The organism is Ruegeria sp. C9, assembly GCF_056537585.1.
Window position 1 is genome coordinate 1 of the sequence record NZ_JBQFRU010000012.1, and the last position, 17830, is coordinate 17830.

Genomic DNA, 17830 nt, shown 5'->3' on the forward strand with positions numbered 1-17830 from the left:
GAAAGCGCCGGGGACGCTTTCACGCCGCGCAACTTCCATCAGTTGAACTCCGGACTTCAGATCGTGGGTCCAGCCATGGGCGCGGATCAACATGGACCGGAGGTGAGGATCGGGTTGGGGTCTTGTCAGAAGAACTTGTCTTGAGCGGGGCAGGGGTGTTGCATAGCTTTTGCCCATGACCAGACCTGCCTCTTTCAAATACTTCAAAACCAGTCCCGATATCATCCGTCTTGCGGTAACGCTGTACATCCGCTTCCCGCTCTCGCTTCGGAATGTCGAAGACTTGTTGCACGAGCGAGGCATCGACGTGAGCCACGAAACCGACTGCTAATGTTGGAACAGGTTCGGTCCGATGTTTGCCTCTGAGATCCGAAGAAAGCGTGTTCAGCAATTGAGAGCATACTCCAAATGGAAGTGGCACGCGGACGAGGTTTTCGTGAAGGTGAATGGTAAGCGGTATTATCTTTGGCGGGCTGTTGATCACGAAGGCGAGGTGCTGGAAGCCGTTGTCACGAAGCGTCGAAACAAAGCCGCAGCACTGAAATTCCTCAGGAAATTGATGAAGCGGCACGGTTGCGCCGAAGAGATCGTCACAGATCGCTTCGCTTCCTACAAGGCTGCGCTCAGAGAAATGGGCGCGCTTGAAAAGCAACAGACGGGCGGGTGGCTCAACAACCGTATCGAGAATTCGCACCTGCCGTTTCGACGACGCGAACGCGCGATGCAGCGTTTCAGGCGGATGCGAAGTTTGCAGAAGCTCGGCGCCGTCCATTCCTCTGTCTACAACCACTTCAACCAGGAAAGATCGCTAGCCAGTCGAGACACCTTCAAGCTGACCCGCGCGGCCGCTCTTAGCGAGTGGCGTCAACTTTGTTCCGGATAGTTTCGCGGTTTCCGCCGCAAACTGAGACTGGTTCGAATTCGTTTGACAGCACCCTCTAAGATGTCCGCTCTTTTCCCACAGCCAGACTTTACTCTAACTTGACCCAAGCCGCATTCCTTGAAGAGCTTTGCACGCATGCGGCTACAAACTTTACACCATTGAGTCCATCATGGACCGTTGGATAGACAACCGAAGTATCAGGTGAAATCCCGCCTCGGAAAGCTTGGATTGCCTCAGCAGCCTCTCCATAGATATTGGCGAAACCTTCAAGATATCCCTCTGGATGGCCCGGAGGGACCCTACTCAACCGATTGGCAGCATCGCCCGCTCCAGCTCCATTTCGGGTGATCAGCCGCTTGGGTTCATTGTATGGCGTGAACCAAAGGTAGTTGGGATCTTCCTGAGACCACTCCAACCCACCTTTCTCACCATAGACGCGCAAACGAAGTGCGTTTTCATTGCCGGGAGCCACCTGAGAAGACCACAGCATACCCCGCGCTCCGCCTTCGAAGCGAAGCAACACGTGCGCGTTGTCATCGACTTTTCGCCCCGGCACAAAGGCCTGCAAGTCCGCCGCCAAGCTTTCCGCCGTCAGCCCGGTTACAAAACAAGCAAGGTTGTAAGCGTGAGTTCCGATGTCACCGGTTGATCCACCCGCGCCCGAGCGTTCGGGATCGGTTCGCCACTCAGCCTGTTTGAAATCCTGCTGCTCGGTCAGCCAGTCCTGAGGGTATTCGACCTGAACCACGCGGATCTTGCCAATATCTCCGTTAGCGACCATTTCACGCGCCTGCCGAACCAACGGATAGCCCGTGTAATTGTGGGTCAAAATGAATAGGGCATTCGCGCTTTCTGCTGCTTTGACCAGTTTTTTTGCATCGGCAAGAGTCGAGGTGAGTGGCTTGTCACAAATGACATGAATACCGCGCTTCAGGAACTCACGCGCGGCTGCATAGTGAACGTGATTTGGCGTGACGATTGAGACCGCCTCGATTCCAGATTTCAACCGAGCTTCCCTGATTGCCATTTGTTTGAAGTCTTCATAGACCCGTTCGAGCCCCAATGCCTGCCCACTTTCCATGGATTTCTCTGGCGTCGAAGACAAAGCACCGGCGACCAGCTCGAACTTGTCGTCCAGTCGTGCAGCTATGCGATGAACACCCCCTATGAAGGCGTCGTTTCCGCCGCCAACCATGCCAAGCCGAATGCGGCCCGAGGTTTCTTCACTCCGTCCTGTGACCATCACTCAATCCCCAGCATTTTACGATTGGCGGCTTCGTCGGCGCCACTATCAGCGAAATCATCAAAGGCTTTCTCGGTCACACGGATGATGTGATCTGATACAAACTGAGCGCCTTCACGCGCGCCATCCTCGGGGTGTTTGAGACAGCATTCCCATTCGACCACAGCCCAGCCATCAAAGTCATTCGCGGCCATTTTTGAGAAGACCGCACCGAAATCCACTTGGCCATCACCAAGCGACCGGAACCGCCCAGCCCGATCAACCCAGCTTTGATACCCGGAATAAACACCTTGCCGCCCGGTTGGGTTGAACTCGGCATCTTTGACATGGAACATCCGGATCCGATCTTTATAGATGTCGATATTGTCCAGATAGTCGAGGCATTGCAGCACGTAGTGCGACGGGTCGTATAGCATGCAGGCCCGTGGGTGATTTCCCGTCCGTTCCAGAAACATCTCGTACGTCACACCATCGTGGAGGTCCTCTCCGGGGTGGATTTCGTAGCATACATTAACGCCGCAGTCTTCGGCGTGATCAAGGATTGGCACCCAACGACGCGCAAGCTCATCAAACGCCGTTTCAATCAAGCCGGCAGGGCGCTGCGGCCAAGGATAGACATAAGGCCATGCCAACGCGCCCGAGAATGTCGCATGTGCAGAAATACCCAAGTTTTTTGAAGCAGATAGCGCTTTCTTGACCTGGTCTACTGCCCATTCTTGCCGGGCTTTCGGGTTCCCTCTGACGCTTTCGGCCGCAAAGCCGTCAAATGCACTGTCATAGGCCGGGTGAACGGCCACAAGCTGGCCTTGAAGGTGCGTTGACAGTTCAGTGACTTCGACACCATTTTCCTTGGCTTTACCTTTGAAGTCATCGCAGTAAACGGTGCTGGACGCGGCTTGTTCCAGGTCGAACAGCCGGCCGTCCCAACTGGGCACCTGAACGCCTTTGTATCCACAGTCAGCTGCCCATTTAGTGATCGCGTCCCACGAATTGAACGGCGCTTCGTCCCCGGCAAATTGCGCAAGAAACAAAGCTGGACCTTTGATCGTCTTCATAAAATCTCCTCCCCAAAACCTGAGCCTCTATGGCGGTAAATTTTCCTTCAGATAGATGTCGATGCGGATACGTTCCTGCGCTTTGTTGAACGGAACCTTATCCGAAGTCGCGCGCAGCAGGCGGACGGCTGAACGTACAATGTGCCCAGTGTCTTGCGAGATCAGAGCGTCAAATGTACCGAGCGTGACCGCCTCACGACTGAGCGGTGTAAGCTCATGAGCTATGATCACCAGATCTTCGCTGAGCTTGTTTTCTGAAAGGAATTGAATCAGGCCTGCGTTACCCGCTGCTGACGAGTATATTCCGACCAGATCTGGATAGGTTTCAAATATTTCGGGCATCATCCTGTAAATCAGATCCGGGTCATCTCGGCCCTCGACTGATGCTACGACTTCGAGGTGCGGAAATTCCTCAGCCACAACAAGGTCAAAGCCTTGACGTCGTTCGAGGTGGTCACGTGCCAAACGGGATCCTGTAAGTACCAAGACCTTGCCGTCACGATGCACAAATCGCCCCATTAGCTGAGCGGCGGTTCGTCCTGCCGAAACGTTATCAATACCGACAAAGTGGTCTCGTTCAGAACTCGGCAAGTCAGACACCAGGGCAACAACCGGAACGCCTTTGTCCCTGAGCCTTTTAACAGCATCCCGGACAGAAGGCGTTTCGGGCCCGAAAACGGCGACTCCGTCTACATCCAAACTGTCTACAGCATCCAGAATGTTGACGATATCTTGGGGCTCAAACGGAGCAACCTTCTTTATTGCAATGCGAGTCCGCTCGATAAATTGGTCGCGTGATTGTTCTGCGATCTGACTGCTGATTGCCTCCACAAACTCGTTGTCCGTGTCCGGCAGAACAAAGAGGAAGTTGTAAACTCGGTTACGCGCAAGGTTGGCCGCGGCCGTGTCGCGCACATACCCCAGCTCATCAATCGCCTTTTGTACTTTCTGTACGGTCACCGCCCGCACGCCGGGGCGTCTGTTCAAGACCCGGTCAACAGTCGCTAGGCTAACACCCGCAACGCGCGCGATGTCATTAACGGTTGGCTTTTTCACCAATTCTAGTCTTTGTTTTTGGTCTTCCACGTGTTCTTCAGCCCTCAATCTCCCGCGCTAAGCCTTCAAACAACAAAGCAACAGCCTCAGCGCCGGGATCGTTATGTCCAACAAGGTTTTCTTCGGGAACATAGGCTGCGCGGCCTGCCTTAGCACGTCGAATATTTGCGGTGTTGTTCGCGCCTTTGCGGGCAGCCTCGGCCGCATGCGTCAGACCAGATGGCAGCGCGGCAAGTGCCGGTGCTAGGGCGTCAATCATTGTCCTGTCACCGACCTTGGCACCCCCAACCTGGCTGACGCGTTTCAGTCCTTCGACGAGAGATTTCGGTACCGATGCTCCGCTCGCACAGGCATCTCCAGCTGCGTTGAAGAAGATTGCGAGTATCACGCCGGAAGAACCACCCATTGTCTGACTTAACTCATTGCCCAACGCCGGAAACAGTTGTGTCAGATCAGCAAGCGGCATGCGGTCAAGGCTACCTTGCAATGCTCTTGCGGCAGTCGCCAATGTGCTTCCTGTATCGCCATCTCCAGATTTCGCGTCTAGTTCGTTAAGGTTCTTCTCTGCGTTGATGAGCAGTTCAGACAACCGGGTGATCGTTTCCCTTGTGGTGGGATTGTTCGAAGGAATTGGATCGATAGGGGTCAGGCCATCAGGCAATGGTGCCACTTTGATCGGGCCGATGGAATCGACCCCGGGCCATGCGGCCAGATCAACGGGTGTTTCAAGGGCTGACAAATCGTCCTGATCCACAGGCAGAATGGAAACCGAAAACCCGTGCATATCCAGCGACGTCATCATGGGTGCCGGGCCAATGATATGGTGGGCAAAACCAGTTTCGGACAACGCATGCGTAAGGACAGCCATTTCTAGCGGAGTTGTAGAACCCAGGTTGTTGACCAACGCCACGCAATCCCCGGACCCCACCCTTTGCTTCAGCTTCTCCACCACTGTGGACATAGCCGATACAGCATTTGAGAACTCGACTTGCTGTACACCGGGCTCGCCATGAATACCCAAGCCAAGCTCTGCTTTCCCGGGGGCGATCCGGTCTTCTTTTGGAGATCCCGGAACGGTACAGGTGTCCAAGCTCATACCGATGCTGACAACCTTCGCAATGGTGCTTCTTGCAGCATTTGTAACGGTGTCTAGGTCAGCACCGTCTTCAGCAAGCGTTCCGGCGATTTTGTGAACGAACAACGTACCCGCCACGCCACGTGGTTGCGGAAGATCGGGCAGGGCGATGTCATCGTCGACAACGACCATCTCTACCTTGCGGCCCAATGCACGGGCGCGTTCAGCTGCCAGTCCAAAGTTCAACCGATCACCGGTGTAATTTTTGACGATAAGCAGGCACCCAGCCTCACCCGTGACCGTAAGAATGCCCGCCAGAACCGCCTCGACTGACGGGGATGCAAACACTTCCCCGCACACCGCGGCTGTCAGCATACCGGCGCCAACAAAACCTGCATGGGCGGGTTCGTGACCAGACCCCCCGCCAGATACCAGGGCGACCTTAGACTTGTCCCAATCCGACCTGTAAACAACCTTGATGTGCGGGTAACCGTCCAACCGGGTCAGTTGCCCTCCGGAAGACGCCAGAAGACCGTCTATGGCCTCTGTAACCAAAGTTTCTTTTGTGTTGAGGAACTGGGCCATGCTTTTGCTCCTTAATTCACGCGCGCGCCGGACGCGTCAAAATACAACGGGTTGTGTGGGCGGATTTTTATAAGTTTTCCAGATGGATAATCCTGATGTACATCAATCAAGGTCACAACCGGGTGACCGTTCAGGTCCAGGTGTAGCCGCGTTTGATCCCCCAGATGCTCTGCGCGTATTACCCGCGCTTCGCTGCCTTCTCCTTCGATGATGTTTTCCGGGCGAAGACCTATTTGCGGACCTTTGTGATTGCCTCCGAACAGCTCGGAAGGCAGAATGTTGATCCGCGGCAGTCCCAACCGGCTGGCGACATAAACGCTACCGGGGTTTTCATAGATGCCCCGGGGTGTTCCGTACTGAACCAGCCTGCCGTTTTCCAAAACGCCGATATGCGTCGCCATTGTCATGGCTTCGACTTGATCATGGGTCACGTATAGCAAGGTCGATCCCAGATCCGCCTGAATTCTTTTTAATTCGACCCGCAAATCCGCCCGAAGCTTGGCGTCCAAAGAGCTGAGGGGTTCATCCATCAGAAATATCTGGGGGTCTCGCACCAGCGCTCGTCCAATTGAAACGCGCTGCATTTCACCGCCAGACAGTTCAGTCGCTTTGTTGTTCAACTTGTGCGGAATCTGGAGGATGTCCGCAACTTCGTTAACCTTCCTCTTGATCTCATCCTCTGGCGTCTTCAGGATCGGCGACCTCAGAGGAAAAGACAGGTTCTCCCGCACTGTCATATGCGGGTACAGTGAGTATTGCTGGAAAACCATAGCCACATCGCGCTGGGCTGGCGTTTCTATTCCAACATCCCTTCCAGCAATGCGAACGGTTCCAGAATCCAGTTTCTCAAGTCCGGATATCAATCTCAGCGTCGTTGTCTTTCCCGCGCCCGTTGGACCCAATAGCACCACAAAGGCGCCGTTGGGGATCGTCATTGAGATATCATCCACCGCCTTTAGATTGCCGAATGACTTCGAGATATTCTCTAAAACGACTTCAGCCATTACTTAGTACCTCGTCGTTCAGAGCGGACCTCAACGCGCGTCCGGTGGCCTTTTCAAACAGTGTTACTGCGGGTGAGCGGAACTCTAACCCCACCGTCTCGCCGGGATTTACGATTTCGCGCGCATCAATCCGGGCTTTCAGCTCTCCGTTCGGGCTTTGCAGCGTCACGATCTGGGTGGTTCCCAAATATTCTGTCGCCAGAACCTTGGCTCTGTAGGCGCTCGCATCCGATAGAAAAACATGCTCAGGGCGAACCCCAAAAACTAAGTCACCTTCCGCCCCCTCCATCAGTTTGGGCACGGCTTCGTCATGGCCATTTAGTCGAACCATTTCCGAGTCAGGCGCGACCTTTCCTTGAAACGGCAGGAAGTTCATGGAAGGGGACCCGATAAAATCTGCAACGAACATTGTGGCTGGTTTGTCGTAGATTTCCTGAGGTGTGCCGAATTGCTCAATCACAGCGTTGTTCATCACTACGATCTTGTCGCCCATTTGCATGGCTTCCAACTGGTCGTGTGTCACGTAAACAGTGGTTGCGCCCATACGGTCATGAAGCGCGCGTAACTCTTCGGCCATGTGTTCTCGAAACTCGGCATCTAAGGCACCCAACGGTTCGTCCATCATGAATGCCTTGGGTTCGCGAACGATCGCGCGGCCCAGCGCCACGCGCTGCCGGTCGCCACCCGACAGTCCACCTACCGGGCTATCGAGGATGTCGTTGATCCCCAGAATTCCCGCGACTTCTTCTACTTTGGCTTTTACAGCAGCACGCGGCATGCCCTGCGATATCAGGGGGTAGCTGATATTTTTGCGCACGTTCATGTGGGGATACAGCGCAAACATCTGGAACACGAATGCAATGTCTCGCTCTGATGGGGGTCGCTGGCTGATTTCTTCGCCGTCGAGATAGATCTCACCCGATGTTGGAAGCTCCAAGCCTGCGATCATCCTCAGCGTCGTTGTTTTGCCGCAGCCCGATGGACCAAGCAGCATGAAGAATTCACCATCTTCAATCGTGAACGAGCTTTCCCGCACAGCGGTGAAATCGCCGAACATCTTCTTTACGTTTTTGACAACGATCTGGGCCATTTCTACTCCGGAAAATGGCTGACGATGATGAACATGACAGTTCCGATCAGCGTAACGATGAAGGAATAAGTGAACGCCCAAAGGACGAACGGTTGCATCAGCATAAATACGCCGACCGCGATGAGGATGGTCGCGACCATCTCCCATGGGCCTCGGCGAAAACGCATTAATCCTGATAGAAACTCGCTCATTTGCGCACCGCTCCGAATGTGATCCCGCGCAGCAGGTGTTTGCGCATCAGGATGGTGAAAATCATGACCGGAATCAGGAAGATCGTGGCACCAGCCGCAACTGCAGGCCAATCCAGCCCACCGATCCCGATGATGGTGGGAATAAAGGGCGGCGCGGTCTGCGCATTCGCGGATGTCAGCAACACGGCAAACGCATACTCGTTCCATGCAAAGATAAGGCAGAAGATCGCTGTCGAAGCGATACCCGTCGCAGCCTGCGGCAGTACAACTTTGTAAAACGCCTGAAACCGCGTGTAGCCGTCTATTAGTGCCGCTTCCTCGTACTCTCGCGGGATTTCGTCGATGAACCCTTTCAGCAGCCAAACAGCCAACGAGATGTTCACACCCGTATAGAGAAGGATCATCCCCAAATGCGTGTCGCTTAGACCGAGGTTTCTGAACATCAGGAAGATTGGGATCGCAACGGCGACCGGGGGCATCATTCTCGTGCTGAGGATGAAGAACAGAAGGTCATCCTTGAGCGGCACCTTGAAACGGCTGAATGCATAAGCAGCCAAGGTGCCAAGGAAGATGCTTAGGAACGTCGAGCCAAATCCGATGATAACCGAATTCATAAAGCGCTCACCGAATTTGGATGGTCCGACAATCACCATGTCATATTGGCGCACGATCTCATCGGCCCAGTTCTGTGGCGGGTTGGCTTCCAGGAACTCCTGCGTCTGCCGTGTGCGAGTGGTGAAGAGATTGACATAGCCTTCAAGCGTTGGATCAAAGACAACCTTGGGTGGGTAGCTGATCGCATCGGCTGGAGACTTGAAGCCAGTTAGCAAAATCCAAACCAGCGGGATCATCGTGATCAGCGCGTAGGTGATAACCAGAAACCCGGCGATCCACTTTGAACGGTTCGAAGGTTCGGTGACGGAAAAACTGCTCATCTCTGTTTCACCTTGTTCAGGGCTTTGACGTAGATCGACGCAAGGCCGAACACGGTGACGAAAAGGATGATCGCATAGGCCGAGGCATAACCCGTGCGCCATTTCTCAAAGGCTTCGCGCTTCAAATTGATGGAGGTCAGCTCCGTAACAGACCCTGGCCCGCCGCCCGTCAGTTGCACCACCAGATCGAACATCTTGAAGTTCTCGATCCCTCTAAACAGCACCGCCAACATGAGGAATGGCAGGACCATCGGGATGGTAATCGTAAAGAACTGGCGCAGCTTGCTGGCCCTGTCGATCTCAGCTGCCTCGTAGATGTAATCGGGAATACTGCGCAGCCCGGCCAGACAGATGAGCATCACGAAGGGGGTCCACATCCAGGTGTCGACAATCACGATGGACCAGGGCGCCAGCGTTACGGACCCGAGCATCTCAAAGCTCGATGGGTCTTTGCCGGTAAACCACGATACGATGTAGTTAAACAGGCCGATCTGAGGCTGATAGAGAAACTTCCAGAAGTTTCCGACAACGGCCGGGGACAGCATCATCGGCAGCACGATGATCGTGGTCCAAAGATCGTTGCCCTTGAATTTCTTGTTGATCAACCACGCCAGAGTAAATCCGATCAGGACCTGGAAAAAGATCGTCCAGAACAGGAAATGTGCGGTGGCCTGCATGTTCAGCCATGTGTCCGAGTCTGTCAGGATGCGCTCGTAATTCCTGAACCCGACATCTTTGACCTCGCGCCCGATCCGGTTGGCCTTGTAGTTGGTAAAGCTCAGTTGGATGGTCCAGATCAAAGGGAAGATATTGATCGCCAGCAGTAGAAATATCGTTGGGGAGATGAATATCCAGGCGATCGCGCGGTCGGATAACCCCCGAATTTTTCGCGCAACTCGCTCGGGCGTTGCCTGCGCAACGCGATCTACGGTCCTGTCAGACATCTCTTTGCCAGTTCTTGTTGGTTTAGGACTTACGGGTGAAGGTAGAGCGGGTTTGCACCCGCTCCTGCCTGTGTCCGGACTAAAGCTTGCCTTCGTCTTCGAAGACTTCCGTCCAATCTTCGATCAGAAGATCAAGCGCTTCTTGAGCTGTGCCTTGGTCGGCAACCACGTAGTCGTGGATGCGCTTCTGCATTGCCAGCAGCAGTTCCGCGTAGGCAGGCTCTTGCCAGAAATCCTGCACCCCGGCCATTGCTTCCAGGAAGTCACCGGCGAACGGTTGGCTGTCTACGAAACCAGGATCTTCCAGCACCGAATTATGTGCTGAGTAGCCGCCTAGTTCCCACCATTTGGCCTGAACTTCTGGCTGCGCGAACCACTTAATGTACTCAAGCGCGGCGTCCTGTTTGTCAGAGTAGCTGACAACAGAGATACCTTGTCCGCCCAGTGTCGAGCCTGCCTGATTTTGTGGTGGGTTCACGAAGAAGTCGATCTTGTCACCACCGGTATTGGGATCGGCATAGAGACCTGGGAAGAACGCGAACCAGTTCATAGCCATGGCGACCTGACCGGACTTAAAGGCGTCCAAGCTCTCTCCCATGTAGGAGTTTGTGTATCCTGGGGGTGTCGCTGTTTTGTAGAATTCTTTGTAAAACTCTAGCGCTTCGACTGCTTCGGGCGAGTTTACGGCACCCTCCATATCGTAGGATCCTGGTGTGTTTTCATATTTGAAGCCCCACGGATAGAGCGCTCCGGTCACACCCATGGTGATCCCTTCGGACCCACGCTCAGTAAAGATCGCCGCACCGTAGACCGTCTTTCCATCGATCTCACGACCCTGGAAAAACTGCGCGATTTGCAGCAGTTCTTTCTGAGACTGAGGTTCACGCAAATCTTGCCCTGTTGCTTCCTTGTACGCAGCTTGGATGTCCGGATTCTCGAACCAGTCCTTGCGATAGAACCAGCCGTTTGCATCCCCCATTGCGGGCAATGCGTAGTAGTTCGGAGTACCTTTAGGCCATGTCGAATAGGCGTAAACCGTTGCCGGCGCGAAATCGTCCATGCTGATGCTCTCGGCATCGAAGAAATCATTCAGTTTTACATAATGGCCGTTTTCAGCGCCCCCGCCGATCCACTGACTATCTCCGATCAACAGGTCGCAGAGCTTACCCCCAGAGTTCAGCTCGTTCAGCATCCGGTCGGCAAAGTTTGGCCAGGGAACAAATTCGAAGTTCATCGTGTGGCCGGATTCTGCTTCGAATTCTTTTGATAGCTCAACAAGCGCGTTGGCCGGGTCCCATGCAGCCCAACAGAGCGTCAGGTCTTCAGCATTTGCCTTGGTAGAAAGAGTAGTAGCGGCAAGGACTATTGCGCTGGCCGAAGCCAGTTTTGTGTAAGTCATCCATTCCTCCCTTTTTTGCGCCGTCATTCGAGGATGTGCGAATCGCGGCGTGTCTATAAGGCTATTTGAGGTACGCACCTCAAGTCCAGAAATATTTGAGGTTCGTACCTCAAAATGGCGGAGAGGAACGTTCAATTTGCTTCTTAGTCGTTGATTATATGAGAATTTGTTTATTCGCCTTGATACGCATCTATTCTCGTCAGCGAGGTATTAAATGGCTCTATCGACTAAAATTGGCACAGCCTACAATCGCGGCCATCATGCGGCCAACGCGTTTAGCGAACCCTCTGCTGAAGCACTCACAGATTATTTGGTCGATACCTTAGAGAATTGGAGGTAGCGTCGAATAGCGCGGACCACTCGGGAACGTGTATAACTCGTTTGGTCAGGTGCAGACGTATGAACACACTCTCTATCGTCAGATTGAACCGCTATCCAATTAAAGGATTGAGTGCCGAGCCTATGCAAACCGTGACGCTGCGAGCAGGGGAGGGGATTCCAGGTGATCGCCTTTTCGGGTTCGCGCGCTACAACTCCGGATTTAACGCACAGAACCCTCAGCCTCTGCCGAAAGATCGCTTTGTTGTTCTATTAAATGAGGCTGCTCTGGCAGGTGTTAAGACGAATTTTGATATTGAGACCCAAGATCTTGTGATCAAAGCGAGCGGCAAAACACACAGCTTTAGCATGCAAGCTGCAGAAGATCGGAAAAATGCGTCAAATTTCCTTTCTTCAGAGATCGGCTTAAAAGATCCCGAACCGCCAATATTCGTTTCGTCGGCTCCTCATCGGTTTACAGATGTGTCTGTCGTATCACCCAAAATGATGAACGCGATATCCGTTTTAAATTTGGCGTCTGTGGAAAAGTTGGGTGAAAAACTGAACGCAGAAATCCACCCAGCGCGCTTCCGGGCGAATATCGAGATGGACGGTTTACCTCCGTTTTCTGAGTTGGATGAAACTGGATCAGTTTTCAGATTTGGCGATGTTGAGTTAAAGATACTTTCACGTACGAAAAGGTGTGCAGCCACTGAAGTGAACCCGGAAACGGCCGAGCGGGACATGAAGATACCCTATCAAATTCGGGTGTTGATGGGTCATACGGACATGGGTGTCTATGTTGAGGTTGCTAAAGGCGGAACGTTGAGAGTCGGCCAAACTGGGGAAATCTTAAATTGAATGTTACTCACACCGCCAAAGTAGCAACCCCGTGCGGTTTGTCCCGCGTTCTCTCAAATGATTTGTGTCTACTCTCAGCAAAGCGGCGATTTCTGCCATTTGAGGCGTTACATCATTTCGCTTCGCAATGAGAAATTCTGCTACGACTTTTTGAACTTAGGAGGGCCTGTCTTGTACCGCGCTGAGTAGGACCTCCTCTGTCCCAAAACTGCATTGTAAAAAATCCGGCGTTCACCGGGCTGCAATCTTTGCACACTATATTGATATTGGGCTGCGACCTCGGGTCCTGCTTCCTTCAGAACGTAACCTATGGCAGCTTCCACGTTGAAAGCATGAAGATCGGGATTGCTGACGTCCATGGGAGAACATGGGTTCCGGTGTTGAAGTCGTTGAACAACCTCAATCTACCGATCAGTCCCGCGGCGCCTCTTTGTCCACCCGGCGTTGCGCTTCGGAATGTCGAAGATTTGTTGCACGCGCGAGGCATCGACGTGAGCCACGAAACTGTCCGGTATTGGTGGAACAGGTTTGGCCCAATGTTTGCTGCTGAGATCCGAAGAAAGCGTGTTCAGCTATTCAGAGCATACTCCAAATGGAAGGGCACGTGGACGAGGTTTTCGTGAAGGCGAATGGCAAGAGACACTACCTCTAGCGGGCCGTCGATCATGAGGGCGAAGTGCTCGAAGCAATCGTTACCAAACGTCGAAACAAAGCAGCAGCACTGAAATTCCCCAAGAAATTGATGTAGCGATACGGTAAAGCGGAAACCGTCGTCACGGATCGCTTCGCATCGTACCGGGCCGCTCTTGGAGAGCTTGGCGCTACCGAAAAACAACAGGCGGGCAGGTGGCTTAACAACCGAGTCGAGAATTCACACCTTCCTTTCCGACGGCGTGAACGCGCCATGCAACGTTTCGTGCGCATGCGAAGTCTGCAGAAATTCGCCGCCGTCCATTCCTCCGTATACAACCACTTCAAACAGGAAAGATCGCTAGCCAGCCGAGACACCGTCAAGCTGACCCGCGTCGCTGCTCTTAGCGAGTGGCGTCAACTTTGTTCCGGGTAGGTTCGCGGTTTCCGTGGCAAACTGAGACTGGTTCGAATTCGTCTGACAGCACTTTGGTCCCGAAGGGCGGGAGGCTGACATTCTCTGCAGTTGCAAACCTATCCGGTAGCGGAGGCGAAATCCGACCTTCGCGGTCGACGCCTACGGCTAGATTCGAAAATACAAAAAAGTCCGTGTGATTTCGTAGGCGTAGATGGCTTGGACATGCGTGACGAAACTAAACAGACGCTCCCACGTTCAGGCGGTCAGTTTGAAGAAGCTGTTAAGAACCAACATTTGACCAAACAATACGGCAATTCGTTGGTTTAGAACCTTATGGAAGCTGTGAGTTCTCCGACAACACTGGATCCACCACCAAAGGTTGATTGAAACTCGCCGCTGAAGCCTATCGATCGGTTTCCATCTGCAGAGGTATGTTCAAGCGTAAAGCCAAGAAACCCTGCAGCTTCATCTTCTGTTGAAGCTACGAAAGAAAAGGGTGTCGCTGCTACGATTGCGTCCACATCGTCGGATCCTGCATCAAAAGTTGCATCTACTCCAACGGCCCAGTTCAGGTAGGTACTCGATCCATTTGCGGCCTCGTAGAGGCGGGGCAAGTTCAATTGAGCCCGCGTGTTGAACAGCGAAACGTTCCGATCTTCGACAGTCAGCGGATACGCGGTTCCTGTTTCGGTATATTCATCAAGTTTCAGAAAGACATAGCTTGCGCGTGCACTGAAGAAGGCAGGAATTGACAAGGCGTTGATGGGTGCCGAGATCGAGAGCGATGGCGAAACGAACGTGCCGTCAAAATCGCCTTTCGCTTCGCCGCCATCAACGTTTCGGGTCGCTTCATTGTCGGTTACGCCAGCAAGAAGCGCTGCGTTGAGGCTGTATCGTCCGTAGTCCCTTTCGAGGTAAACGCCCCCAAAATATGACGTGATATCGGTATCTCCTGCGTCTTGATCCAGCGAGACATGGCTGTCGTCATATCCGACAAGAACACCAAAATCGCTGTTATCGATAAATTCACTCGTCTCGGCACCAACTACGAAACCGTACATACGATGGCTGAATCCAAGATTTGAACCGTCTTCTTCAACATCGCGATCTCCTCCGAAGGCTGAACCCCAGACATATGGGCCGTTATCCTGTTCAACATACCCGAAAGGACCCAGGTTTCTGCTAACCTGGCCACCGGACGAGCCGGGCGCATAGGGGCTGGCGGTGTCAATCGTATTGAACACCGCGTCGGTGAGATCGCTGATAAAAGTACCTTGGGCCGCGAATCCCGTCGTATCCACCGAAACCGCAGTGAGGCCATTGTTGGCCACAACGCCGGCCCCTTCAAAATTGACGACTTCGGGGGCGGATGCGAGGTCATTATCGTCACCCGATGCATCAGCAAAATTTACAACCGAATTCATGCCGCGCGCAAAGTTCAACGTGTCAATGTCATTCGGGTTCGTGCCCCCCATGCCATCGTTGCCATTGCCGAAATCGACCGATCCGTTCAGAATCGAGCCGGGCTCGAGATTCAACGTGTCGTTCCCATCGCCGCCATATACGATGGAAAAGCCTTCTCGACCGGTGATGCGGGCGGAGTTTGTGATTATTGCAGCGGCGTTGTTGTCGCGATCTTCGATCTCGATACCGTATTCGAACGCATCAATATTTCCGGTGTTCACAATGGTAATTGAACCGGCTCCGTCCACGTCCACTTCGATCCCGTTATTGTCCAGCGAACGCAACGCCCCGCTGTTGGTCACACGAGCATCGCCGTCACCGTTTAGTTCGATATCGATCGCGTCGGAATCGGCGGTAAGCCGGGCAGAGTTCACAATGCTGACGTCGCCGCTTCCCTCGACATCCACTTCGATCGCATCGTCTTCGCGAGAGGTTATCCGCCCCGAGTTTCTAATGAAGACATCGCCATCTCCGAAGATTTCGGCGTCAATTCCCTCGTCGTTTCTTGCGGTTATGGATGCAGCGTTTGTTATGCTTATGTTGCCGTTCTCGGTCACATGGGCGAAGATTCCGTCAACTTCGGCATTAATGGTACCGGTTGCCGTAATGGTTATATCACCGTTTCCGTCTATTTCTGCGTTGATGCCATCAATGCTATCAGCCGCTATGTCACCCGACGCTTCAACCGAGATGTTTCCGTCACCAGCAACAAAGCTGCGGATCCCGTGCTCGCTTGTTTCGATATCACCGTTCATCGTGATCGAGATGTCGCCGTCACCATCAACTTCGGCTTCGATGCCGTCATCCGAACCGGCGCGGATATCACCTGTGACCTGAATGTTGATATCACCGGAGTCCTCGGCATCAGCGTCAATGCCGATCGCATCGCCAGTGATATTGCCCACCACAGTGACGTCAATCACACCTCCGGGGCTGCCGGTTTCCACATCAATTGCATCGCTATCGCGGGATTGGACGTCGCCCGTCACATTGACGGTCACATTCCCGTCCTCCGCGTCAGCAAAGATCGCATGTTCTTCTTCAGCAGAAATGTTGCCGTTAGAATTGACCGTTACGTTGCCTGTTCCATTTGCTACGCCGTAAATCCCGTATTCTCTGCCAGTAATATCCCCGATGCTGTCGACGACGACATCACCAGCGCCATTCACCGTGGCGTTGATACCGTCGCCCGCTGCTGCGCCGCTGACATCGCCCCGGTTCGAAATTGTAATGTCGCCATCATTGGTCAGAAGCGCGCGGATGCCGTCCCTTGCGGACGAAATATTGCCCGACGAAGTGACGTTGATATCTCCGTCTCCACCCCTTTGGCGGGCAAAGATGCCATCAGCGTTGTTGCTAGCTGTTGTGATATTTCCGGTCGAGCGGATCGTGATATCGCCATCACCGTCGTCTTGCCGTGCAAAGATCCCGCGGGCGTTATTTCCAGAAGTCGAGAGGTTGCCCTCGGATTCAATGGAGATATCCCCATCGCCGCCATTTTGACGCGCCAAGACGGCGTTCGCGTTGTTTCCTTCTGTTGTGATGTTTCCGGTTGATAGGATCGCGACATCGCCATCGTCATCGCTTTGCTGTCCAAGTATACCGCCAGAGTTGTTTCCAGCCGTTGAGATATTGCCATTCGACACCACCGAGACATCCCCTTCGCCGCCACTCTGAAGAGCGGTGATGCCTGTTGATCGATTTCGAATTGTGCTGATATCGCCCGCTGAGTTGACCGATACCGTGCCGTCTCCACCGTCCTGATTGGCGTAGATTCCGTCTGAACGGCTGCCCGATGTGCTTATACGACCCGCTGAAACCACTGACACATCGCCATCACCACCTTGTTGAGTAGCGCCGATACCGGCGCTTCTGCTGGGTCCGGATGTCGTGATATTGCCGGTCGAGTTAACCGAAATGGCACCGTCACCCTCAAGATCGGATCGAATGCCAAAGGATCGACGTCCGTCGGTTGCAATTTCGCCCGTCGATGTGATCGAAACATCCCCGTCGCCGTCCGCATCCACAACAATCCCATCCGCGCCGTTCCCCGTCGTGACAATGCCGTCGGTTCCATTCGTCTGGATGTTAAGGGTTACGTTACCTGTTGGTGTGCTGAAAGCCACTCCGTCTGTTCCACCGCCTGGTGCAATTCCCGGAGCAGTCACGTTATTGATATTGAGCGTTTCGATTGCCGGCCCGTTTGCCTGAACACCCGTTGAAACATCTCCCGTACAGGTGGCGAGGTCACCCGCAACACTGCACGGACCGTTTGATGGGGGAACAACCGTTTGCGCGATCGAAGGAGTTGCCACTCCAATCGATGCACCCAAACCTATCGCACCGGCAGCAACTGGAGCAGCGAAAGCGCGATATGCAGCGGATTTTCCTTGATGGTATTTGCTCGTCTGCGCTTTGGAAAGTGCCGCTGTACGACGGCGCGCTTTGCGGTTCAAACCGCTTACTCGTAACATCTTGTTCACCCCTTAAGAGTGGTCTGGAAACCACCGCAACTTTTTTGCGCGAAAACCTCCGCGTATTTGTTAGCAGCAAAAAAAAAAGGATGGCTTTTTGATGTTCCGATTAACGATATATTAACGAATTTCTGACTGGTCTTTTGTATGATGCAATTTGATCACATGCATGCTCTGAAAAAACCGGCCAGCGGCAGCTCCCTAC

Annotated in this window: 12 protein-coding genes and 2 pseudogenes; 3 read left to right on the forward strand and 11 right to left on the reverse strand. The window is 53.5% G+C overall.

Going from position 1 to position 17830, the window contains the following annotated elements:
* Window positions 1–175 precede the first annotated feature (175 nt).
* A pseudogene (locus ACR0NE_RS21070) lies at window positions 176–883 on the forward strand (IS6 family transposase).
* Between the two features lie 88 nt (window positions 884–971).
* On the opposite strand, the gene ACR0NE_RS21075 reads toward ACR0NE_RS21070, so the two are convergent.
* The 10 genes from ACR0NE_RS21075 to ACR0NE_RS21120 all read right to left on the reverse strand — a co-directional run bounded on the left by ACR0NE_RS21075 (window position 972) and on the right by ACR0NE_RS21120 (window position 11460).
* Complete coding sequence (locus ACR0NE_RS21075; protein ID WP_170598749.1) at window positions 972–2126, reverse strand: Gfo/Idh/MocA family protein; 1155 nt, start codon at window positions 2124–2126, stop codon at window positions 972–974.
* On the reverse strand, window positions 2126–3181 hold the full coding sequence (locus ACR0NE_RS21080) for a sugar phosphate isomerase/epimerase family protein (protein ID WP_170598752.1): 1056 nt from the start codon (window positions 3179–3181) through the stop codon (window positions 2126–2128). The genes ACR0NE_RS21075 and ACR0NE_RS21080 overlap by 1 nt, the downstream gene beginning before the upstream one ends.
* A 27-nt stretch (window positions 3182–3208) precedes the next feature.
* On the reverse strand, window positions 3209–4267 hold the full coding sequence (locus ACR0NE_RS21085) for a LacI family DNA-binding transcriptional regulator (protein WP_170598755.1): 1059 nt from the start codon (window positions 4265–4267) through the stop codon (window positions 3209–3211).
* A 7-nt stretch (window positions 4268–4274) separates the two neighbouring features.
* On the reverse strand, window positions 4275–5897 hold the full coding sequence (locus ACR0NE_RS21090; protein WP_170598758.1) for a dihydroxyacetone kinase subunit DhaK: 1623 nt from the start codon (window positions 5895–5897) through the stop codon (window positions 4275–4277).
* A gap of 11 nt (window positions 5898–5908) precedes the next feature.
* A complete protein-coding gene (locus ACR0NE_RS21095; RefSeq protein ID WP_170598761.1) occupies window positions 5909–6901 on the reverse strand; it encodes an ABC transporter ATP-binding protein in 993 nt (330 codons plus the stop codon).
* Window positions 6894–7991, reverse strand: coding sequence for an ABC transporter ATP-binding protein (locus ACR0NE_RS21100; RefSeq protein WP_170598764.1), 1098 nt, complete (start codon window positions 7989–7991; stop codon window positions 6894–6896). The genes ACR0NE_RS21095 and ACR0NE_RS21100 overlap by 8 nt, the downstream gene beginning before the upstream one ends.
* A gap of 2 nt (window positions 7992–7993) precedes the next feature.
* A complete protein-coding gene (locus tag ACR0NE_RS21105) occupies window positions 7994–8182 on the reverse strand; it encodes a hypothetical protein (RefSeq protein ID WP_170399676.1) in 189 nt (62 codons plus the stop codon).
* The gene (locus ACR0NE_RS21110) at window positions 8179–9117 is read right to left on the reverse strand and encodes a carbohydrate ABC transporter permease (RefSeq protein ID WP_010442361.1); all 939 of its coding nucleotides are present in this window, start codon (window positions 9115–9117) and stop codon (window positions 8179–8181) included. The genes ACR0NE_RS21105 and ACR0NE_RS21110 overlap by 4 nt, the downstream gene beginning before the upstream one ends.
* Window positions 9114–10061 carry a carbohydrate ABC transporter permease gene (locus tag ACR0NE_RS21115; protein WP_170403466.1) on the reverse strand — a complete coding sequence of 316 codons (948 nt, stop codon included), beginning with the start codon at window positions 10059–10061 and terminating at the stop codon, window positions 9114–9116. Before ACR0NE_RS21115 ends, ACR0NE_RS21110 begins: the two co-directional genes overlap by 4 nt.
* Before the next feature lie 79 nt (window positions 10062–10140).
* Entirely contained in the window at window positions 10141–11460 is a 1320-nt protein-coding gene (locus tag ACR0NE_RS21120) for an extracellular solute-binding protein (RefSeq protein ID WP_170399683.1), read from the reverse strand.
* Window positions 11461–11859: 399 nt separating this feature from the next.
* Between ACR0NE_RS21120 and ACR0NE_RS21125 the strand changes: the two genes are divergently transcribed.
* On the forward strand, window positions 11860–12639 hold the full coding sequence (locus tag ACR0NE_RS21125) for an MOSC domain-containing protein (RefSeq protein ID WP_170598767.1): 780 nt from the start codon (window positions 11860–11862) through the stop codon (window positions 12637–12639).
* 443 nt (window positions 12640–13082) lie between these two features.
* A pseudogene (locus tag ACR0NE_RS21130) lies at window positions 13083–13705 on the forward strand (IS6 family transposase); the annotation flags it as partial.
* A gap of 305 nt (window positions 13706–14010) precedes the next feature.
* Here the strand turns inward: ACR0NE_RS21130 and ACR0NE_RS21135 are convergent.
* Entirely contained in the window at window positions 14011–17625 is a 3615-nt protein-coding gene (locus tag ACR0NE_RS21135; protein ID WP_170598771.1) for an autotransporter domain-containing protein, read from the reverse strand.
* Window positions 17626–17830: the final 205 nt, after the last annotated feature.

Coding starts and splice junctions, on each gene's coding strand:
- ACR0NE_RS21090 (WP_170598758.1), bottom strand. CDS start 5,897: ATGGCCCAGTTCCTCAACACAAAAGAAACTTTGGTTACAGAGGCCATA.
- ACR0NE_RS21105 (WP_170399676.1), bottom strand. CDS start 8,182: ATGAGCGAGTTTCTATCAGGATTAATGCGTTTTCGCCGAGGCCCATGG.
- ACR0NE_RS21135 (WP_170598771.1), bottom strand. CDS start 17,625: ATGTTACGAGTAAGCGGTTTGAACCGCAAAGCGCGCCGTCGTACAGCG.
- ACR0NE_RS21115 (WP_170403466.1), bottom strand. CDS start 10,061: ATGTCTGACAGGACCGTAGATCGCGTTGCGCAGGCAACGCCCGAGCGA.
- ACR0NE_RS21100 (WP_170598764.1), bottom strand. CDS start 7,991: ATGGCCCAGATCGTTGTCAAAAACGTAAAGAAGATGTTCGGCGATTTC.
- ACR0NE_RS21095 (WP_170598761.1), bottom strand. CDS start 6,901: ATGGCTGAAGTCGTTTTAGAGAATATCTCGAAGTCATTCGGCAATCTA.
- ACR0NE_RS21075 (WP_170598749.1), bottom strand. CDS start 2,126: ATGGTCACAGGACGGAGTGAAGAAACCTCGGGCCGCATTCGGCTTGGC.
- ACR0NE_RS21080 (WP_170598752.1), bottom strand. CDS start 3,181: ATGAAGACGATCAAAGGTCCAGCTTTGTTTCTTGCGCAATTTGCCGGG.
- ACR0NE_RS21110 (WP_010442361.1), bottom strand. CDS start 9,117: ATGAGCAGTTTTTCCGTCACCGAACCTTCGAACCGTTCAAAGTGGATC.
- ACR0NE_RS21120 (WP_170399683.1), bottom strand. CDS start 11,460: ATGACTTACACAAAACTGGCTTCGGCCAGCGCAATAGTCCTTGCCGCT.
- ACR0NE_RS21125 (WP_170598767.1), top strand. CDS start 11,860: ATGAACACACTCTCTATCGTCAGATTGAACCGCTATCCAATTAAAGGA.